The 18933-nt window shown below is 69.3% G+C and carries 20 protein-coding genes; 9 read left to right on the plus strand and 11 right to left on the minus strand.

Annotated features, from left to right (window positions below; genetic code table 11):
- Nucleotides 1-46 precede the first annotated feature (46 nt).
- From CI785_RS01975 to CI785_RS01995, 5 genes are all read left to right on the plus strand, one after another.
- Nucleotides 47-1525, plus strand: coding sequence for a four-carbon acid sugar kinase family protein (locus CI785_RS01975; protein ID WP_105030427.1), 1479 nt, complete (start codon nucleotides 47-49; stop codon nucleotides 1523-1525).
- On the plus strand, nucleotides 1515-2483 hold the full coding sequence (locus tag CI785_RS01980) for an NAD(P)-dependent oxidoreductase (RefSeq protein ID WP_276307997.1): 969 nt from the start codon (nucleotides 1515-1517) through the stop codon (nucleotides 2481-2483). The genes CI785_RS01975 and CI785_RS01980 overlap by 11 nt, the downstream gene beginning before the upstream one ends.
- 4 nt (nucleotides 2484-2487) lie before the next feature.
- Complete coding sequence (locus tag CI785_RS01985) at nucleotides 2488-3183, plus strand: FadR/GntR family transcriptional regulator (protein WP_240614951.1); 696 nt, start codon at nucleotides 2488-2490, stop codon at nucleotides 3181-3183.
- Nucleotides 3180-3944, plus strand: coding sequence for an SDR family NAD(P)-dependent oxidoreductase (locus tag CI785_RS01990; protein ID WP_105030430.1), 765 nt, complete (start codon nucleotides 3180-3182; stop codon nucleotides 3942-3944). The genes CI785_RS01985 and CI785_RS01990 overlap by 4 nt, the downstream gene beginning before the upstream one ends.
- 128 nt (nucleotides 3945-4072) lie before the next feature.
- Entirely contained in the window at nucleotides 4073-4723 is a 651-nt protein-coding gene (locus CI785_RS01995) for a hypothetical protein (RefSeq protein ID WP_105030431.1), read from the plus strand.
- 10 nt (nucleotides 4724-4733) lie between these two features.
- Here CI785_RS01995 and CI785_RS02000 read toward each other — a convergent pair whose 3' ends face one another.
- The 9 genes from CI785_RS02000 to pdxT all read right to left on the minus strand — a co-directional run bounded on the left by CI785_RS02000 (nucleotide 4734) and on the right by pdxT (nucleotide 15023).
- Nucleotides 4734-7139, minus strand: coding sequence for a RelA/SpoT family protein (locus CI785_RS02000; protein WP_240614952.1), 2406 nt, complete (start codon nucleotides 7137-7139; stop codon nucleotides 4734-4736).
- A 155-nt stretch (nucleotides 7140-7294) separates the two neighbouring features.
- Nucleotides 7295-8293, minus strand: a complete 999-nt coding sequence (gene secF / locus CI785_RS02005) for a protein translocase subunit SecF (protein WP_105030432.1) — start codon at nucleotides 8291-8293, stop codon at nucleotides 7295-7297.
- Complete coding sequence (gene secD, locus CI785_RS02010; protein ID WP_105030433.1) at nucleotides 8290-10155, minus strand: protein translocase subunit SecD; 1866 nt, start codon at nucleotides 10153-10155, stop codon at nucleotides 8290-8292. The genes secF and secD overlap by 4 nt, the downstream gene beginning before the upstream one ends.
- 83 nt (nucleotides 10156-10238) lie before the next feature.
- On the minus strand, nucleotides 10239-10796 hold the full coding sequence (gene yajC, locus CI785_RS02015; protein WP_205753543.1) for a preprotein translocase subunit YajC: 558 nt from the start codon (nucleotides 10794-10796) through the stop codon (nucleotides 10239-10241).
- 102 nt (nucleotides 10797-10898) lie between these two features.
- On the minus strand, nucleotides 10899-12014 hold the full coding sequence (ruvB, locus tag CI785_RS02020) for a Holliday junction branch migration DNA helicase RuvB (protein WP_105030434.1): 1116 nt from the start codon (nucleotides 12012-12014) through the stop codon (nucleotides 10899-10901).
- Nucleotides 12011-12640 carry a Holliday junction branch migration protein RuvA gene (gene ruvA / locus CI785_RS02025; RefSeq protein WP_105030435.1) on the minus strand — a complete coding sequence of 210 codons (630 nt, stop codon included), beginning with the start codon at nucleotides 12638-12640 and terminating at the stop codon, nucleotides 12011-12013. The genes ruvB and ruvA overlap by 4 nt, the downstream gene beginning before the upstream one ends.
- A gap of 197 nt (nucleotides 12641-12837) precedes the next feature.
- Nucleotides 12838-13407: a crossover junction endodeoxyribonuclease RuvC gene (gene ruvC, locus CI785_RS02030; protein WP_105030436.1), complete on the minus strand. Its 570-nt coding sequence runs from the start codon at nucleotides 13405-13407 to the stop codon at nucleotides 12838-12840.
- A gap of 45 nt (nucleotides 13408-13452) precedes the next feature.
- Complete coding sequence (locus tag CI785_RS02035; protein ID WP_105030437.1) at nucleotides 13453-14211, minus strand: YebC/PmpR family DNA-binding transcriptional regulator; 759 nt, start codon at nucleotides 14209-14211, stop codon at nucleotides 13453-13455.
- Between the two features lie 2 nt (nucleotides 14212-14213).
- Complete coding sequence (gene pdxT, locus CI785_RS02040; protein WP_105030438.1) at nucleotides 14214-15023, minus strand: pyridoxal 5'-phosphate synthase glutaminase subunit PdxT; 810 nt, start codon at nucleotides 15021-15023, stop codon at nucleotides 14214-14216.
- A 112-nt stretch (nucleotides 15024-15135) separates the two neighbouring features.
- Here pdxT and CI785_RS02045 point away from each other — a divergent pair, with 112 nt between their 5' ends.
- From CI785_RS02045 to CI785_RS02060, 4 genes are all read left to right on the plus strand, one after another.
- Nucleotides 15136-16407, plus strand: a complete 1272-nt coding sequence (locus tag CI785_RS02045) for a Mur ligase family protein (RefSeq protein ID WP_105030439.1) — start codon at nucleotides 15136-15138, stop codon at nucleotides 16405-16407.
- Nucleotides 16407-17177, plus strand: coding sequence for a type 1 glutamine amidotransferase (locus CI785_RS02050; RefSeq protein ID WP_105030440.1), 771 nt, complete (start codon nucleotides 16407-16409; stop codon nucleotides 17175-17177). The genes CI785_RS02045 and CI785_RS02050 overlap by 1 nt, the downstream gene beginning before the upstream one ends.
- Before the next feature lie 179 nt (nucleotides 17178-17356).
- The gene (locus tag CI785_RS02055) at nucleotides 17357-17719 is read left to right on the plus strand and encodes a VOC family protein (RefSeq protein WP_105030441.1); all 363 of its coding nucleotides are present in this window, start codon (nucleotides 17357-17359) and stop codon (nucleotides 17717-17719) included.
- A gap of 104 nt (nucleotides 17720-17823) precedes the next feature.
- Nucleotides 17824-18063: a hypothetical protein gene (locus tag CI785_RS02060; protein ID WP_170068207.1), complete on the plus strand. Its 240-nt coding sequence runs from the start codon at nucleotides 17824-17826 to the stop codon at nucleotides 18061-18063.
- A gap of 73 nt (nucleotides 18064-18136) precedes the next feature.
- On the opposite strand, the gene CI785_RS02065 is transcribed toward CI785_RS02060, so the two are convergent.
- Together CI785_RS02065 and CI785_RS02070 are read right to left on the minus strand one after the other, a co-directional pair.
- Nucleotides 18137-18691, minus strand: coding sequence for a hypothetical protein (locus CI785_RS02065; protein WP_105030443.1), 555 nt, complete (start codon nucleotides 18689-18691; stop codon nucleotides 18137-18139).
- Nucleotides 18688-18915 carry a helix-turn-helix transcriptional regulator gene (locus CI785_RS02070; RefSeq protein WP_105030444.1) on the minus strand — a complete coding sequence of 76 codons (228 nt, stop codon included), beginning with the start codon at nucleotides 18913-18915 and terminating at the stop codon, nucleotides 18688-18690. The genes CI785_RS02065 and CI785_RS02070 overlap by 4 nt, the downstream gene beginning before the upstream one ends.
- Nucleotides 18916-18933 lie beyond the last annotated feature (18 nt).

Below are 18933 nucleotides of genomic sequence, written 5' to 3' on the forward strand. Positions count from 1 at the left end.
CATCTGACAAGTGCCGGTAGACACCGAGTTACGAAAGCGCGGATCAGTGATACTCGAAGAAGAGTTGCTCAGAGGTTACCCACCCGTCCGGGCCATCGACCCGGAAGTCATCGCTGCCGCCGTCAAGGCCTCCGGACGGATTTTGGTAGTCCTCGATGACGATCCCACCGGCACCCAGTCAGTTGCCGACCTTCCGGTCCTCACCTCCTGGGAGTCGGACGATTTCGCATGGGCGTTCGCCCAGCGCATCGACGGTACACCGGCACCGGCGGTCTACGTCCTGACCAACACTCGCAGCCTCGACCCGGGGACCACAGCGTCGCGCAACCGGGAGATTGTCACCAATTCGCTTCATGCCGCCGAGACTGCGGGGATCACCGTCGGCTTCGTCAGCCGCAGCGACTCGACCCTCCGCGGTCACTTCCCGCTCGAGACCGACGTCATCGGCGCAACCCTGCTGTCACGCACGGGCATCGGGACCGACGGCGTCGTCCTGGTGCCGGCCTTTCCCGACGCCGGCCGCATCACAATCGGTGGCACTCACTACTTGCGTGGCGATGACGGTGCGGTCACTCCGGTCGCCGACACCGAATTCGCCCTGGACGCCACCTTTGGATTCACGTCATCGGACCTCGGTGACTATGTGGCTGAGAAGACTGGCGGGTCGGCCGGTGCCGTCATCCGGCTCGACCTCTCGACCATCCGCTCCGGCGCGGAGGGCATCGCCGACGCTCTGGAGGCGGCGGCCGATGCCATCCCTGTCGTGGTCGACGCCGTCACCGAGGACGATCTCCGGGCACTCGCCCTGGGCCTTGAGGAATCCGAACGACGCGGCAAGAAGCTGCTGTACCGGGTGGGTCCACCGTTCGTCCGTGCCCGGATAGGCCAGGGCGAGCGCACGCCGCTGACGGCAGAAGACGTGTTCATGGGCCTGGACGCTCCCGCCTCGGGTGGGCTGGTCGTGGTGGGCTCGCATGTGGGGCTGACCACCCGGCAGCTGGACGCCCTGGTCGCACGGCGGCCCGAGGCCCGGCTCGTCGAGCTCGACGTCCAAGCCGTCCTCGATCCCGAACGGCGGCATACCGGTGTGGCGGAAGCCGTCCGGGCCGTCGTCGACGGCCTCCCATCCGGCGAGGTCATCCTGCATACCAGCCGCCGCCTGATCCGGTCCGACGATCCGGAGCAGAGCCTGGAGTTCGCCCGTACCGTCTCGCGGGCAGTGGTCGACGTCGTCCGGTCCACGATCGCCGAGACTCCGGTGCGCTTCGTCATTGCCAAGGGTGGCATCACGTCCTCCGACGTCGCCGCACACGGGCTCTCGATCCGCCGTGCGCTGGTGCGCGGACCGATGCTGCCGGGCATTGTGTCCCTCTGGCAGCCGGCCGACGGCCCGGCCGGTTCCATCCCGTTCGTGGTGTTCGCCGGCAACGTCGGAACCGACACATCCCTTGCTGACGTGGTCGATGTCCTCCGCGTCCCCGCGACGGGTTCCGCCGCTACCACGGGCGCCACTCTTGAAGTATGACCCTGAGCGCGCGACGGTCGCCGTCCTCGGCCTCGGTGCCATGGGCCTGCCGATGGCAACCCGGCTGGCCGGCAGGTTCGCGGTGACCGGGTACGACTCCATGGGGGCCTCACGGGAGAGGGCCGAGAAGGCAGGACTCCCGTGTGCAGCGACGGCCACCGACGCGGTGACCGATGCCGGGATCGTGCTGCTCGCAGTCCGAGACGCCGCTCAGGTGGAGGATGTCCTCTTCGGCGACGACGGGGTTGCGGCTGCTCTCATGACAGGCGCCACCGTCGTGATGACCAGCACCGTGGGGATGGACGCAGTCGCTTCCTGGGCCGAGCGGCTCGGCGACCTGGGTGTGGCGCTGGTCGACGCACCGTTGTCCGGCGGGCCGGTGCGAGCCGGCGAGGGTGATCTGCTGATCGTGGTGGGCGCTGATCCATCGGCCCTGGACACCGCTCGGCCCGTCCTGGAGCGGCTCGCGTCGACGCTGACCGTCGTCGGGAACAAGGCCGGTGACGGCCAGGCGATGAAGACGGTGAACCAGCTGCTCTGCGGCGTACACATCGCTGCGGCTGCGGAGGCTCTCGCGCTCGCCGATGCGCTCGGGCTGGACCAGCCGCTGGTTCTTGCTGCGCTCGAGACCGGGGCGGCGTCGTCGTTCATGCTGTCCAACCGGGGGCCCCGCATGGTGCAGGGGTACGACGACCCTGCCGACGTGCTCAGCAGGCTGGACATCTTCGTCAAGGACCTCGGCATTGTGGGAAAGGCAGCGCGGACGGCAGGACTTGCGGCGCCGGTCGCTGCGGCCGCCGAGCAGCTGTTCCTGCTGGGCCAGACCCAAGGCCTGGGCACTGCCGACGATTCGTCGGTGATCAAGGTGGTCGCACCGCAGCGGCGCGCCGCTGCGATGGACGCCACCGCTATGAACACCGCGGGAGGGGAGGCCGATGGCACGGAGACCGCTTGTTGAATCGGTGTTCGACGACATCCTCGAACGGATCATCGACGGCACGTACCAGCCCGGCGCGGCACTTCCCTCGGAGAACGACCTGGCGGCTTCCCTGGACGTCAGCCGGTTGACGGTCCGTGAGGCGCTCAAGCAGCTCCAGGCGCAGCACGTGGTGCAGATCAAGCGTGGCTTGGGGACCTACGTCAATCCGGCCGCCCAGTGGACCGATCTGCAGGCCATCCTCAGGCACGCATCGACCACCGCCGACTCTCCCGACGTGTCGTTGCGGCTGCTGGAGGTCCGGCGGATGGTGGAAACCGGTGCCGCTGAGCTGGCCGCGCTTCATGCCACCGACGAGGACCTGGCCAGGATGGCGACGGCGAATGCCGCGCTGCAGACGGCCCACGAGGCGCGCGACCTCGACGCTGTCACTGCGGCGGACATCGCGTTCCATGACGCGATCTTCAGGGCCTCGGCCAACCCGTTCCTGCCGGTCGTTCTCGGACCGCTTAGCAGGTTGCTGTACACGATGCGGCGGGAGACGTCGTCTTTCCACGAGGTACAGCAGCACGCCATCGCCCACCACACGTCGGTGCTGGAGGCCATCCGTACCCGGAACCCGGAGATGGCCCGCCAGGCGATGCAAGCCCACATCAACCAGACGTACGACGACTACGAACGTTTCATCCGCCCGCAAAGACAACACCAGGAGATCACGTGACTTTTCCGATCGAACGCACCGCAGTTCTCACCGGAGCAGCGTCGGCCCGCGGCATCGGCCGCGCGACCGCCGACAGGCTGGCCCGCGACGGCTGGTCGGTGGCGATCCTCGACATCGACGGCAGCGCAGCGGAAGAGGCCGCAGCGGACATTGCGCAGCGGCACGGTGTGCAGACAGTCGGCGTCGCCGCCGATGTCTCCGACGAGGCGTCCGTCGATGCCGCCCTGACCACCGTCGAAGCATCGGTGCCGCCGATCGTCGCACTGGTGAATCTCGCCGGAATCAGTTCCCCCACCGAGTTCATGCAGGAGACCAAGGAAGCCTGGGAGCGGGTGTTCGCGGTCAACATGACCGGCACGTTCCTGGTCACGCAGCGCGCCCTGCACGGGATGATCGAGCGCGGACTCGGCCGCGTGGTCAGCATCTCCTCCATCTCGGCACAGCGCGGCGGCGGCACCTACTCGAAGGTGGCCTATAGTGCATCCAAGGCCGGCATCATCGGCTTCACCCGCGCCCTGGCACGTGAGATGGGCGAGCACGGCATCACCGTCAACGCCGTCGCTCCCGGACCGGTGGACACCGACATCATGGGCGGCACCCTCACCGAGGAACGCAAGCAGGACATGTCCAGGGACATACTGATGGGGCGGGTCGGAACCGTCGACGATATCGCCGCCCTGATCTGCTTCCTGGTGGGACCTGACGCCGGTTACATCACCGCCGCCACCTACGACATCAATGGTGGTCTGCAGATCTCCTAGCCACCGGGAACGGGGCGGGTCCCTGTCGGGATCCGCCCTATCAGCTCTCCGATGGTCTTCCGGTACGGGTTGTCCACATCGGCTTCGGAGGGCTTCTCCGTGCCCTCGGCGGTGGGGATGCTGGAGCAATGCCACCCCTGGACAGTTCCGACGCCGCAGCACCGCCCGAGAGGATCCTCGGTGCGGACGGGCGGCCCCTGACCTCCACCGGGGGCGCACTGCTCCATGCCGGGGAGGTCTTCACGTCGCCGGAGCTGCAGGCCATGCGGCTCGACGGACTCGTGCGCCTCGTCATCGGGGACACCTATCTCCGCAGCGACTTCAGGGAGGATCCCGCGTTGAGGGCGCAGGCCGCGGTCCGCTGCGTCCCCGCGCCGCTCCGGGCACGCGTGGCCCTGGGCCGTACCTGTGCCGCCTGGATCTACGGGTGCGCTCCCCTGCCCGCACTGATCAGCCTCGTCACGGACCATCGGCGTCGCACCACGGCTCTGCCGCCGTTCTCGCCCGCCGTGATGCATCAGGTGGCGCTCGGGCCCTTCGACGTCAACCTGGTGGGCGGGGTGTCCGTGACCACGCCCCTGCGGACCGCGCTGGACATCGCGGTGCACGGGGAGGACACCGACGCGGTGCCCATCCTCCGGGCCATCGGTAGCGCCGGGAACCTGGGCTGTCCCCTCCGGCTCGTCGAGGCGGCACTCGTCACCACTCCGCGCGTGCCGGGCAAGACCAAGGCGCTCACGCGGCTGCGCCTCGCGCGCCAGCATCGGTGCCGGGTGTGACCGCGAACCGTCAGGGGCGGCGCTGGGAGCCCGTGGTCCGGTACACGTCGAACACGCCGTCGATCCGGCGTACGGCGCTGAGGATGTGGCTCAGGTACTTCGGATCGCCCATCTCGAACGCGAAGCGCGACATCGCCACCCGGTCCGACGACGTGTTGACGTTCGCGGCAAGGATGTTGACGTGGTTCTCGGCGAGTACGCTCGTCACGTCGGACAGCAGGCTCTTGCGGTCCAGCGCCTCCACCTGGATCTCCACGAGGAACACGCTCGACTGCGTGGGCGCCCACTCCACGGGCACGATCCGGTCCGGCTGGTCGCGCAACTCCTGCACGTTGCGGCAGTCGCTGCGGTGCACGGAGACACCCGAACCGCGGGTGACGAACCCGATGATCGGATCCGGCGGCACAGGCGTGCAGCAGCGCGCGAGCTTGACCCACACATCGCCCACACCCCGGACCGTGACGCCCGAGTCGGAAAACTTGGGACGCCGCGGCTGCGTGGCGACCGCCGTCTCCGCGATCTTGTCCTCGGCGCCCTCGTGACCGCCCATGAGCGCCACGAGATGCTCGATGACGTTCTGCGCGGAGGTGTGGCCGTCCCCGACCGCGGCATAGAGGGCCGAGATGTCCTGGTGCTTGAGTTCCCCCGCGACCGTCATCAGGGCGCTGTGCGTCATCATGCGCTGCAGCGGGAGGTTCTGCTTGCGCATCGCGCGCGTCAGCAGCTCCTTGCCCTTGTCGATGGCCTCCTCGCGGCGCTCCTTGGTGAACCACTGCCGGATCTTGTTCCGGGCGCGCGGGCTCTTGACGAAACCCTGCCAGTCCTGGCTGGGACCCGCCCCCTCGGCCTTGGAGGTGAAGATCTCCACCCAGTCACCGTGGTTCAGCTCGCTGTTGAGGGGCACGAGCTTGCCGTTGACCCGGGCGCCGATGGTCCGGTGCCCCACCTCGGTGTGCACGGCGTACGCGAAGTCGACCGGCGTCGACCCCGCCGGCAGCGCCATGACCTCGCCCTTGGGCGTGAAGACGAAGACCTCGCGGGCGTTGATCTCGAACCGCAGTGAGTCGAGGAACTCGTCCGGGTCCGAGGTCTCCTGCTGCCAGTCCACAAGACTCCGCAGCCAGCCCATGTCGCCGTTGTCCGACGCCTCGAGCTGCCGGCCGCCGCTCTTGTACTTCCAGTGCGCGGCCACGCCGTACTCGGCGCGCCGGTGCATGTCGTGGGTACGGATCTGGATCTCCACGGGCTTCCCGCCCGGTCCGATCACCGTGGTGTGCAGCGACTGGTACATGTTGAACTTGGGCATCGCGATGTAGTCCTTGAACCGCCCGGGCAGGGGGTTCCAGCGGGAGTGCAGCGAGCCGAGGGTCGCATAGCAGTCGCGCACGCTGTCCACCAGCACGCGCACGCCCATGAGGTCATGGATGTCGTCGAAGTCCTTGCCCCGGACGATCATCTTCTGGTAGATCGAGTAGTAGTGCTTGGGGCGGCCCGTGATCGTCGCCTTGATCTTCACCGCTCGGAGATCCTCATCGATCTGGTTGCGGACGAGGCTGAGGTGCTTCTCCCGCTCGGGCGTCCGGTCCCCTACCATCCGGACGATCTCCTCGTACACCTTCGGGTGCAGGGCGGCGAACGAGAGATCCTCGAGCTCCCACTTGATGGTGTTCATGCCGAGGCGGTGCGCGAGCGGCGCGAAGATCTCGAGGGTCTCCCTCGCCTTCTTCGCCGACGACGCCGGCGAGACGAAACGCCAGGTACGGGCGTTGTGCAGCCGGTCGGCGAGCTTGATGACGAGGACCCGGATGTCCTTCGCCATGGCCACGACCATCTTGCGGACGGTCTCGGCCTGCGCGGCGTCGCCGAAGGACACCTTGTCGAGCTTGGTGACGCCGTCCACGAGCATCGCGACCTCGGGCCCGAAGTCGCGTTTGAGCTCCTCGAGGGTGTACGAGGTGTCCTCCACGGTGTCGTGCAGGAGCGCCGCCGCGAGGGTGGTGCCGGTCATGCCGAGTTCGGCAAGGATCGTGGCGACGGCCACGGGATGCGTGATGTAGGGATCGCCGCTCTTGCGCGTCTGGCCTTCGTGGCTCCGCTCGGCCACGAGGTAGGCCCGCTGGATGAGGTCCAGGTCCTCGCGCGGGTTGTTCGCCCGGACGGTGCGCAGCAGCGGCTCGAGCACCGGTGAGTAGCCGGAGGACCCGCGCCCGGTCAGCCGGGCGATGCGCGCCCGGGTCCGGCCGCGACGGCCCGGAGCCGCCTGGTCGGCGCTCGTCGCCGACGGCGCCGAGGTGGGCGAGGCCGGCTGCACGAGCCCCCGGCCGAGACCGGGGCGCGTGGCATCGGTGGCGACCGGTCCGGGGATGCCGGGTGCCACAGCACCCTGATCGCCTCCGGGGTTCACCGCTTCAGCCATGTCCAGTCCCTCGATCTCGATCCGGGATCCCGTGAGGATCGCCTGCGCCGCACGTCAGGCGGCATCTCCAAGTCTAGCCGGGCCGGAAGCGCCTCAGCCGCAGGGGCCCGTACGGGCCCCTGCGGCTGAGGACGGCTGGTTCGGGTCGGGCGCCGTCAGACGGCCGCCGCCTCGAGCGTGCGCCGCGCGAGGACCTTCTTCTCCTGCTTCTTCAGCTCCGGCTCGTTCAGCCGCAGCGCCGCGTACAGGGGGGCGGCGATGAAGATGGTGCCCAGCGTGCCCAGGATGATCCCGATGAACAGGGCCAGCGAGAGATCCTGGAGGGTGCCGGCACCCAGCAGGAACGCGCCGATGAACAGGATCGACGCGACGGGCAGGATGGCCACCACCGAGGTGTTGATCGACCGCACGAGCGTCTGGTTCACCGCGAGGTTCACCTGCTCGGCGAAGGTCCGCTTCGTCGAGATCGTGATGTCCGCGGTGTTCTCGCGGATCTTGTCGAACACCACCACTGTGTCGTACAGCGCGTAACTGAGGATGGTCAGGAAGCCGATGATCGCCGACGGCGTGACCTCGAAGTCGCTGAGCGAGTACAGGCCGGCGGTGACCACCATGACGACGACGAGCGCGGCCATCGCGGCCAGGGCCATCTTCCACGTACGGAAGTAGATGGCCATCAGGACCGCGGCCAGGAAGACGAAGACCCCGAAGCCGATCAGGGCCTGACGGCTGACGTCCTCGCCCCAGGTCGGGCCGACGAAGCTCGAGGTCACCTGGTCCTCGTCGACGCCGTACCCGCTGACGAGGTTGTCCCGGACGCTGAGCGTCTCGTCGTCGGACAGGCGCTCGGTCTGGATGCGCATGGTGTCCGCGGCGATGTTGGTCACGCGTGGGACGGCGTCGGTGACGACGTCGGTGACGGCGCGCTCACCGATGGCGACGTCCGTGTTCTCCGTCGCGGAGACGGTGAACTCCGAGCCGCCGCGGAAGTCGATGCCGAGGTTGAAGCCGCCCTTGACCACCGGGATGAGGATCGAGATCAGGAGCGCGATGCCTGCGATGAGGAACCAGAGGTTCCGCTTGGCGACGAAGGGGTAGGAGCGCTTTCCCGAGTACAGCTCGTTGCCGAACGTGGCGAAGCTTGTGCGGCTCATTCGTTGGTCTCTTTCTGGGAGGAACCGGTGCGCCCGGCGACGGAGGAGCCGGTACGAGCGGCACGGGAGCCGGTGCGCCCGGCGACGGCGGGTTCCGCGCGATCGATGGCGGGTTCCGCGTCCTGGGCGACGGAGGATCCGACGGCCGAGGACCCGGTACGCCCGGCGAGGGCTTTCTGCTGCTCCGCGCGACGGCGCTCGGCGATGGTCATGCGCCGCTCGGCCTCGGCCGTGGCTCCCTTGTTCTTGGCGCGGGCGACGACGACGGGCTTCTCGCCCGGCTCGCGCAGTCGGCCGGCGCCGCGGTAGAGCGGGATGCCACCGAGGCGGCTGGGGTCCAGCCCGGACCACGGGTGGCCCTCGCCGAAGAACTTCGTCCTGGCCAGCAGGCGCAGGACCGGGTGCGTGAACAGGAAGACGACCACGAGGTCGGCGATCGCCGTGAGGCCGAGCGTGAAGGCGAACCCGCGCACGTTGCCGACGGCCACGAAGTACAGCACGAGGGCTGCGAGGAGGTTCACGGCCTTGGACGCGAGCACGGTCCGCTTCGCGCGGCGCCAGCCGTTCTCCACGGCGGAGACGAGGCCGCGGCCGTCGCGCAGTTCGTCACGGATGCGCTCGAAGTAGACGATGAACGAGTCCGCGGTCTGCCCGATGGCGACGATGAGCCCGGCGACGCCCGCAAGGGACAGCCGGTAGTTCTCGGTCCAGCCGAGGATGCAGATGGCCAGGTAGGTGAGGATGCCCGCGACCACCAGCGAGGCGATGGTCACCAGGCCCAGCAGCCGGTACTGGAACATCGAGTAGACGGCGACGAGCAGGAGGCCGATGAGGCCGGCGATCAGGCCGAGGCGCAGCTGGTCGGCGCCGAGGGTCGCGGAGATCTGCTGTTCGCTCTGGATCTCGAAGCTGATGGGGAGCGCGCCGTACTTGAGCTGCTCCGCCAGGGCCGCGGCGGACTCCTCGGTGAAGTTGCCCGAGATCTGGGGATTGCCGTCGGGGATGACGGCGTTGGTGGTGGGCGCGGAGACGATCCGACCGTCGAGCACGATGGCGAACTGGTTGCGGGGGTCGCCCTGGCCGATCGCGTACAGGCGCTCGGTGACGGTCCGGAAGGTGTCGGTTCCCTCGTCGTTGAAGTCGATGGTGACGGCCCAGGTGTTCAGGGACTGGCCCTGCGCGCCGCGCTGCAGGCCGTAGCTCGCGGTGGAGATGTCCGTGCCGGGGACCTCGACGGGTCCGAGGATGTACTTGCCCTGCGAGTCGGGCTCGCACGCGACCATGGGCTGGTCGGCGGGCGCGGGCTCCTCGGCGGGTTCCAGGGCTGCCGGGTCGAGGCAGTCGAGCGCCTCGAACTCCTTGTACAGCTCCGGTGTGATCCAGTTCGGATCGCTCGCGTTCTGCGGTTCGGCGGCCGGCTTGGGCAGCTGATCGTCCGGCGTCGGCGTCTCTGCAGCCGCGGCCTGACCCGGCCCTCCGGCGAGGACGGGGCGGAACTCCATCTGCGCCGAGGCCTGGATGAGGTCGCGCGTCTGCGCGTCCGGCGTGCCGGGAAGGGACACGATGACGTTCTGGCCCGACTGCGTGTTGATCTCGGCCTCCGCGACACCGGAGCCGTCCACACGCTGGCGGATGATCTCCACGGCCTGGTCGAGCTGTTCGGGCGTGATCTCACTGCCGTCCTGGACCCGGGGCGCGAGGATCATCTGCGTTCCACCCTCGAGGTCGAGGGCGAGGCGGGGGCTCCAGCTCGCGGTGCTCCAGTAGGAACCCGCTCCCAGCAGGATCGCGAGCAGTGCTGTCAATGCGCCCAGCCAGACAAGTGTCCGCTTGGCTGCCGTCCCGGGACCGGTACGAGGCATGATGGATGTCCTTATTCAGTGGCGCGGCTGCTGCGCCGGATTGGTTCTGACGGGCGCGGCGTGAGGACCGGCCCTACGGAATGCTAGTTGTCGGGGGTCGCTTTGGGGTCGCGGGGGTCCCGCGCGTCGCGGTTCTCCTGAACGGCCTCACGGTCGAGGCGCCGGAGGGCCTCCTCCGGGGTCTCCGTGCCGCCCGCCGTGGGTGCCGACGCCGCGGTGGACCCGGTCGACGGCGTGCGGTCGGTGCGGTCGTCGCTGATCGAGGACGCGTCGTCGGGCACGGAGACACCGTCGACGGCGGGCTCGACGGCCGGGTCGACGACGGCCGCGGTGTCCTGCTGGACCACCTTGGACAGGGCCTGCGTGTGGACCGTCGCCAGGTTGCCCGGAGAGAGCTCGAGGACGGCCTTGTTGTTCTCCTGGTCGATCGAGACGATCGTGCCGTAGAGCCCGAACTGCGTCATGACCTCCGTGCCGGGTTCCATCTGCGTGCGCATCTCCTTCACCTGCTGCTGCGTCTTGCGCTGCCTGCGGAACATGGTGAAGATCAGGAACGCCAGTGCCAGCGGCAGCAGGAGGGAGAAGATGTCGAAGGGAGGGGCATCTCCGGTGGCTGTCTGGGCGACTACGTGTGCAAGCACTGGGAATCCGTTCCTGGGACTGGGTGTGGTGGGGGGCACGCCTGTGCCCTGGCCCACTTCTGTCCACACCAGTGTAGGGGGGAATGCTGGACGTTCCGCGCGTCAGGAGTCGGTCTGCGCCCAGCTGTCAAGGCCTGATTCGGCGTCGAGCAGCGGTTCCGGCGCCACCGAGAACAGGTCCTCCGGCATCGCCGCGGCGACGTTCTGGGGCATCTCGAGGCCGAGGTGCTTCCAGGCGGCAGCCGTCGCGATCCTGCCGCGCGGCGTCCGTCCGAGCAGTCCCTCGCGGACCAGATAGGGCTCGGCGACGGTCTCGACGGTCTCCGGCTCCTCGCCGACGGCGATCGCCAGCGTCGAGAGTCCCACCGGCCCGCCGTTGAACTTCGTGATGAGCGCGGTGAGCACGGAACGGTCCAGGCGGTCGAGTCCGCGGGCGTCCACCTCGTACATGTCAAGCGCAGCACTCGCCGAGCGGGCATCGATGAGGTCCACTCCGTGCACGAGCGCCCAGTCCCGGACGCGGCGCAGCAGGCGGTTGGCGATACGCGGCGTTCCCCGGGACCGGCTCGCGATCTCGGCGAACGCCGCGGAGTTCACCTTCATGTCCATGAGCATCGCCGAGCGGCGGAGCACCAGTTCGAGTTCCTCCGTGGAGTAGAACTCGAGGTGCCCGGTGAAGCCGAAGCGGTCACGGAGGGGACCGGGCAGCAGCCCGGCGCGGGTGGTCGCGCCCACGAGGGTGAAAGGCGGCAGCTCGAGCGGGATCGCCGTGGCGCCGGGACCCTTGCCGACGATGATGTCGACACGGAAGTCCTCCATGGCCATGTAGAGCATCTCCTCGGCCGGCCGGGACATGCGGTGGATCTCGTCGAGGAAGAGCACCTCGCCGTCGGTCAGGGAGGAGAGGATGGCGGCGAGGTCGCCCGCGTGCTGGATCGCTGGTCCCGAGGAGATGCGCAGCGGAGCGTTCATCTCGGCTGCGATGATCATGGCGAGGGTGGTCTTGCCGAGGCCGGGAGGCCCGGAGAGCAGGACGTGGTCGGCGCTGCGGCCGCGGAGGCGCGAGGCCTCCAGGACGAGCGAGAGCTGCCTCCGGACCCTCTTCTGTCCCACGAAGTCGTCGAGGTTCTTCGGCCGGAGGGCGGCCTCGATGGCGCGGTCCTCGGGGTCGGCGGCCGGCGCGACGAGCGGTGCCTCCTGGGGTTGCTTGTCCGTCATGAGCCGACCCTCGTGCGTGCCGAGCTGCGGGCGCCGTCCTGACCGAGCCGGCGCAGCGTCAGCTTCAGGATCTGCCCGACGTCACCCGTCGCGGCCACGTCGGGCGCGTCGGCGACGGCGGCGTCGATCGCGGCGCCGGCATCCTTCTCGGACCAGCCGAGGCCCATCATGGCGGTGAGGACCTGCCCCTGCCAGGTCTGCGCGGGAACGCCGGGCTTCGACTCGAGCGGGACGAGCTTCCCGGCGAGCTCGAGCACGATCCGGCGGGCACCCTTCGGGCCGATGCCGGGCACCTTGCTGAAGGCCTTGTCATCGCCGGACGACGCCGCGATGCGGATGGCCTCCGGCGTGTGGACGGCGAGGACGGCGAGGGCCAGGCGGGGGCCGACGCCGCTGACGGCCAGGAGCGTCTCGAAGACCTCCCGCTGGTCCGCGTCCTCGAAGCCGAAGAGCGTCATGGAGTCCTCGCGGACGATCATCGCGGTGGCGATCGAGGCCTGCTCGCCGACGCGCAGCGCCGCGAGGGTCTGCGGTGTCGCCTGGACCTGCATACCGAAGCCGTTGACGTCGAGGACGGCGGAGTGCAGGCCCACGTGGGTCACTGTTCCGCGCAGGGAACTGATCATGAAGGGCTCCAGTGCAGGTGCTGACGGGGACGTCCGGGCGGTCACCGGCGTCGAACATACGTTCTAATCGTCAAAGATACCGGTGATCCGCCGATGGATCGAGTCGCCACACCGCCAGGTGCGCAGCGCGAGGCGGCAGCCGGGTGTCCGACGGAGCGGCACCGCCGGGCGTCAGGACGTCGGCCGACGGGCCCCGCTCAGCGGCGTCGCGCCCGCGCCTCGGCCTCGGCCCAGATGCGCTGCGCCGGGGTGACGGATCCCCCCGATGCCGCCGCGCCCTGCACTGCCACTCCCCTGCGCCACGCGTGCGTGATCGCGAGGGCCAGGGCGTCGGCGGCGTCGGCCGGCCGCGGGGCCGTCTCGAGCCGGAGGATCTTCGTGACCATCTTCGTGACGGCGACCTTGTCCGCCTGTCCGTTGCCGGTGACGGCGGCCTTCACCTCGGTGGGGGTGTGGAGGGCCACCGGGATGCCACGCCGCGCGGCGGAGACGATCACGACGCCGGAGGCCTGGGCGGTTCCCATGACGGTGCTGACGTTGAGCTGGCTGAAGACGCGTTCCACGGCGAGGACCTGCGGCTGGTGCAGGTCCAGCCACGAGTCCACGGCCTCGGAGATCACCAGGAGCCGTTCGTCGAGGCTCCGGCCCGCCTCCGTACCGACCACCCCCACCGCGACGAGCGTGGAGCGCCGGTTGGGTTCGATGTCGACGACGGCGAGCCCGCAGCGGGTCAGGCCGGGGTCCACCCCCATCACGCGGTAGGTCACGGCGTCACCGGGCGGGCGGGGTGGAGGGTAGGGAGGTGGGCGATGTCAGTCGTCGTTCTCGAGCTCGGCCAGGACCTCGTCCGGCAGGTGCGCGTTCGAGTAGACGTTCTGGACGTCATCGAGCTCCTCGAGGGCGTCCACGAGCTTGAGGAACTTCCGGGCGCCCTCGGCGTCCAGGTCCACCTGCATGGACGGCACGAACTCGACGTCGTCGGTCTCGTACTCGATGCTGCTCTCGTCGAGCGCGGCGACCACGGCCCGGAGGTCCTGCGGCTCGGAGACGATCTCGAACGTGTCCGACGATTCCTTGACCTCGTCCGCGCCGGCGTCGAGGACGGACATGAGCAGTTCGTCCTCGGTGAGGCCGTTCTTCGGGAGCGTCACGACGCCCTTGCGGGCGAACAGGTACGACACCGAGCCGGGATCGGCGATCGTGCCGCCGTTGCGGGAGATCCCGAGGCGCACCTCCGAGGCGGCACGGTTCTTGTTGTCCGTCAGGCACTCGATCAGCAGGGCCGAACCCTGGGGGCCCCGCGCCTCGTACATGATGGTCTGGTAGTCCACGGCCTCGCCGAGCAGGCCGGCGCCGCGCTTGACGGCGCGGTTGATGTTGTCGATGGGCACGGAGGTCTTCTTGGCCTTGGAGACGGCCAGCTCGAGTCCCGGGTTACCCGCGACGTCGGCGCCGCCGGCCCGTGCCGCGACCTCGATGTTCTTGATCAGCTTCGCGAAGGACTTCGCGCGCTTGGCGTCGATCGCAGCCTTCTTGTGCTTGGTTGTTGCCCACTTGGAGTGCCCCGACATGCTTACGCTTCTCCTCTGATCATCCGGATAAAGAGTTCGTGGACCCGCCGCTCCCCCGTCACTTCCGGGTGGAAACTCGTGGCCAGCAGGTTCCCTGAACGCACTGCGACAATTCTAGCGACCGGCTCCAAGTCGGCTCCCGGTGCGGCATCGGACGGGCCTGCCTGCGGCGTCTCGGCGGCGGGCACCTGCGCGAGCACCTCGACGTCGGCCCCCACCTTCTCCACCCATGGCGCGCGGATGAAGACGGCCCGCACGGGATCATCTCCTGCAGCGGGGCCGGTTGCTGCGAGGCCGGCGAACGCGAGATCCGCCTCGAAGGACTCGCGCTGGCGGCCGAAGGCGTTGCGCCGCACCACGATGTCGAGGCCGCCGAGCGTCTGCTGCGGATTGCCGTGCCGGTCGGTCGAGGGATCGGCGATCACGTCGGAGAGCAGGATCATGCCCGCGCAGGATCCGTAGACCGGCAGCCCCCCGTCGATCAAGCCGCGCAGCGGCCCCGCCAGCCCGAAGGTCCGCGTCAGCTTGTCCATCGTGGTCGATTCTCCGCCCGGGAGGATCAGACCGTCGATCGCTGCGAGCTCCGAGGCGCGCCGGACGGGCACGGCGCGCGCGCCGAGGGACTCGACGGTCGCGATGTGCTCCCGCACGTCGCCCTGCACCGCGAGTACGCCGACGACGACGTCGCGGCCTGTGCGGGGCGTGCGACCGGCGGATCCGGCGGCCTCCGGGGCGACGGTCGGAGCGGCGTCGGACAGGGCGACGGACAGGGCGCCGGGCACGGGGAACGGCGCCGAGGACGGGGAGGTCATGCCTCGATTCTAGGCCGTGGCAGCGCCGGAGCCGGCGTCGAACGGTCTCGCGTGAGCAGCGCCTCGCCGCCGCGTCCCGGGAACCCCGACGCGCCTGCGATAATTTGTTGGCATGAATTCCCTTCCAGTTCTCGTGGGCAAGGCCGTGCGCGTCGCCTCCCGCCTGCGCGGCGGCGGCTCCGCATTCCCGGGCCTCGTGGTCGAGCGCCTCGACCCCGGCTTCATGGGCCGCGCGCTGTCCACTCTCCCCCGCGGCGTCGTCGTCGTCAGCGGGACGAACGGCAAGACCACCACCACCAAGATGGTGGTGGAACTGCTCGAGGGCCAGGGCCTGACGGTGTTCACGAACCGCACCGGCAGCAACTTCACGCGCGGTGTCGCGGCAGCCCTCCTGGGCGAGGTCGACTGGCGCGGGCGGCTCGAAGCCGACGTCGCCGTCCTCGAGCTCGACGAGGCGCACGCCGTGCACTTCGTGAAGCTCGTGCCGCCGCGGTACTCCCTGCTCCTCAATGTCCTCCGCGACCAGCTCGACCGCTTCGGCGAGATCGACGCCACCACGCGCCTGCTCGAGCGCATCGCACTCGCCACCACGGGGACGGTCGTCCTGAACCGGGAGGACCCCCGCGTCGCGGGCCTGGCCGCGTCCATCACGACCGCAGACGTCGTCTACTTCGGCCTCGACGCCTCGCTGCGGAGCACGTTCCCGAACGACGACGAGCTGCGCGGCGCCGAGGGGATCGCCCCCGCGTCGGCGCTGCCAGCCGACGTCGTCCTCCGTTCCGTCGACGGCAACGCGGCCTCCTTCGCGGCGGACGGCACGACGACGCACACCGAGCTGCGCCTGCGCGGGGTCTACAACATCTTCAACGCCGCCGCCGCCCTCGCGGCCGCCCGCGCCGTCCTCGGCGGTACTGCCGACGACGCCCGGCTCTTCTCCTCTCTCGCCGCGGTGGAGCCCGCGTTCGGGCGCGGGGAGAGCCTCGTGGTCGACGGCCAGGCCCTCGAACTGGTGCTCGTCAAGAACCCCAGTGGATTCCGCCTCGGCCTGAAGTCCTTCGACCCCGCAGGCTGCGCGACCATGATCGCGATCAACGACAACTACGCGGACGGGCGCGACATGTCCTGGCTGTGGGACGTGGACTTCGATTCGCTCGGCCTCGGCGGCGTCGAGATGGTCAGCGGCGTACGCGCCTACGACATGGCGCTGCGGCTCAAGTACGACGACGTGCGGGTCGGCGCCGTCGACCCCGACATCACGGAGGCGCTGAAGCAGTTCGTCCGGGGGTCGGAGGGCCGCCCGAAGCGGATCTTCTGTACGTACACGGCCATGCTCGCGGTCCGCCGCGAGCTCTCCAAGATCACGAAGGTCGAGGTTGTCTCCTGATGAGCGACGCACCATCCGCCAGCGCCCTCACGGAGGCACCCGCCGATCCCTCGAAGGGCAGCCTGCGGATCCTGCAGCTGTACCCGCGCGAGATGAACATCTACGGCGACTACGGGAACGTCCTGGTCCTCAAGCAACGCCTCGCGTGGCGCGGCTACGGGGCGGAGATCCTCGAGCACAATGCCGGCGACGCGTTCCCCGACGACGTCGACATCATCATCGGCGGCGGCGGCCAGGACAGCGGGCAGGTGGTGATCCAGGACGACCTGCAGGCCATCGCCCCGACGCTCCGCGCCCTGGCGGAGGACGGCACGCCCATGCTGCTGATCTGCGGGCTGTACCAGCTCTTCGGCAAGGTCTTCCGTACGCACGACGGCACGGTGATCCCCGGCATCGGTGTGCTGGACCTCGAGACGCGGGGCGGGACGGAACGCCTGATCGGCAACGTCGTGGCCACCAGCGAGGAATTCGGCGAGATCCACGGCTACGAGAACCACAGCGGCCAGACCTTTCTGGGTGCAGGGCTGAAGCCCCTCGCGACCGTGGTCAAGGGCGCGGGCAACAACGCCGAGGACAAACACGAGGGGGCGCGCTACCGCAACATCGTGGCGAGCTACCTGCACGGTTCACTGCTGCCGAAGAACCCCGCGATCGCCGACTTCCTGCTGCGCACCGCGGCCGAACGGAAGTTCGGTGCGTTCGACGACGGCGGCGTGGACGACTCGCTCGCAGACCTCGCCCGGCAGCACGCGGGAGCAAGGCCGCGGTAGGTCCGCCCGGGGCGCCGTGTCCTTGCGGGCGCCCTGCGAGGGACAGCACCCCGGCTTCCGCGTCAAGGGGCGTGGACGCCGCGCCCTGCGGGCGAGCCCTGCCGGTAGCGTTCGTGGGGACGGGCCCGACTGGGCCTGCACCCCACTGGACCCCGATGCGGGTCCGCGGAAGGAGCGTCATGGCCAAGGGAGTAGCAACCGTCTGGGTACCCGTCGAGGACATGGATAGGGCCCTCGCGTTCTACCGGGACACCCTCGGACTGGACGTCACGATGGAGCAGGAGGACTGGTCCACGGTCGACGCCGGCGGGCTGACCATCGGACTGAACGCCCGCGAGAATACCCACGGTGGGCGGGGCGGCGGCGCCGTCATCAGTCTCCAGCCCGAAGGATCCATCGAGGACGAACTGGAGCGCATCTCGTCCCGCGGAGGTGCAGACGTCCGGGGCGAGATCAGCGAGTACCCCTGGGGCCGGATCCTGCCGTTCAAGGACAGCGAGGGCAACGACCTCCAGCTCTACTCTCCCCCGACCGAGGGCTGAGCGCCGCTCGATCGTGACTCCCGCCGGCGACAGGACGATTGGGGACGCGTAACAGTCGGCCGGCTTCCCTGTGGCCCGGCGCCGCGGAGTGGGAGAGTCGGCGCATGCCCGGTTCCGCTGCAGGTACCCGATCCCGCCCAGTGACTGCCGTCACTGCAGCGCTCGCGGCGATCCTGAGGGGATGTTCGCCGTTCGTCGCGCAGGCCTGCCCCGCCATCGGCTGGATCAACAGGATCGACATCAGGCTGGACGGCTCGGCGGAGGATGTGGAGCGGGTCGGCGGATCCGAGGCGTGTGGCGGACCGATGGCCACCGGGCCGGTGACCCTCACCGTAGGCGGCTAGCCGGACTGCTCGTCCGCATCCGTCCCGGTGGCCGGTGCCGCGCCGGTGCGGAGATCCCGGGGACGTGATCCGGTCACGGGTGGCGGAGACCGACGTCGTCCCGATGACGGCGTGCACGCCGGAAGCTGAGCATGCCTCCGACGATCGCCGCGAGTCCGCCGATGATGCCGCCCACGACGGCGCCCTGCGCCATCCCGCCGAGGAACCCCTCGCCCGGAGTGACGTCGAGTCGGGGTGCGGGAACCAGCGGAGCACCGGTGAGGACGGTGTACGTCATGGCCGCGAAGGTCAGCGCCATCACGGCGCCGAAGACCACGATGCCCACCATGGTGGACCGGGCACCGGCGTTCTCGGCGAGTTTCCGGGGATGGACGTCCCGTCGCTTGGCGTACCAGGTGGCAGCCGCGGACGGCAGGATCGTCACCGCCAGCAGGACCACGGGCAGCAGCACCGCCCCGAAGATGGACGCGACCAGGGCGCCGACGAGACCTGCATAGAGTCCCGTCGTCAACCCGAAGGAACTCGACTCCATGAAGACGGCCCGCTCACGTTCATCCCCGTAGGCCGGACTGTCCAGGTCCATGATGCGTTCCGCGACCCGATCCAGCAGGGTGGGCTTGTGCGTCATCGTTTTTCTCCCGGATCGTTGGTGAACAGTTCCTCGACGGTCCCGCCCAGGGCGCGGGCGATGCGGAGGGCGAGATAGACCGAGGGGGCATAGTCGCCCTGCTCGACGGCGATGATCGTCTGGCGGCTCACACTCACGAGGTCCGCCAGCTCCGCCTGCGTCATTCGCTGCTCCTTACGGCGATCCCGGATCGGATTCACCGTGCCAGTCTCCCTGGGAACCATGGAGAGATGTTAAGGATC

Origin of the sequence: Arthrobacter ruber, assembly GCF_002954225.1 — a bacterium.
GTDB classification, from domain to species: Bacteria; Actinomycetota; Actinomycetes; order Actinomycetales; family Micrococcaceae; genus Arthrobacter_D; species Arthrobacter_D ruber.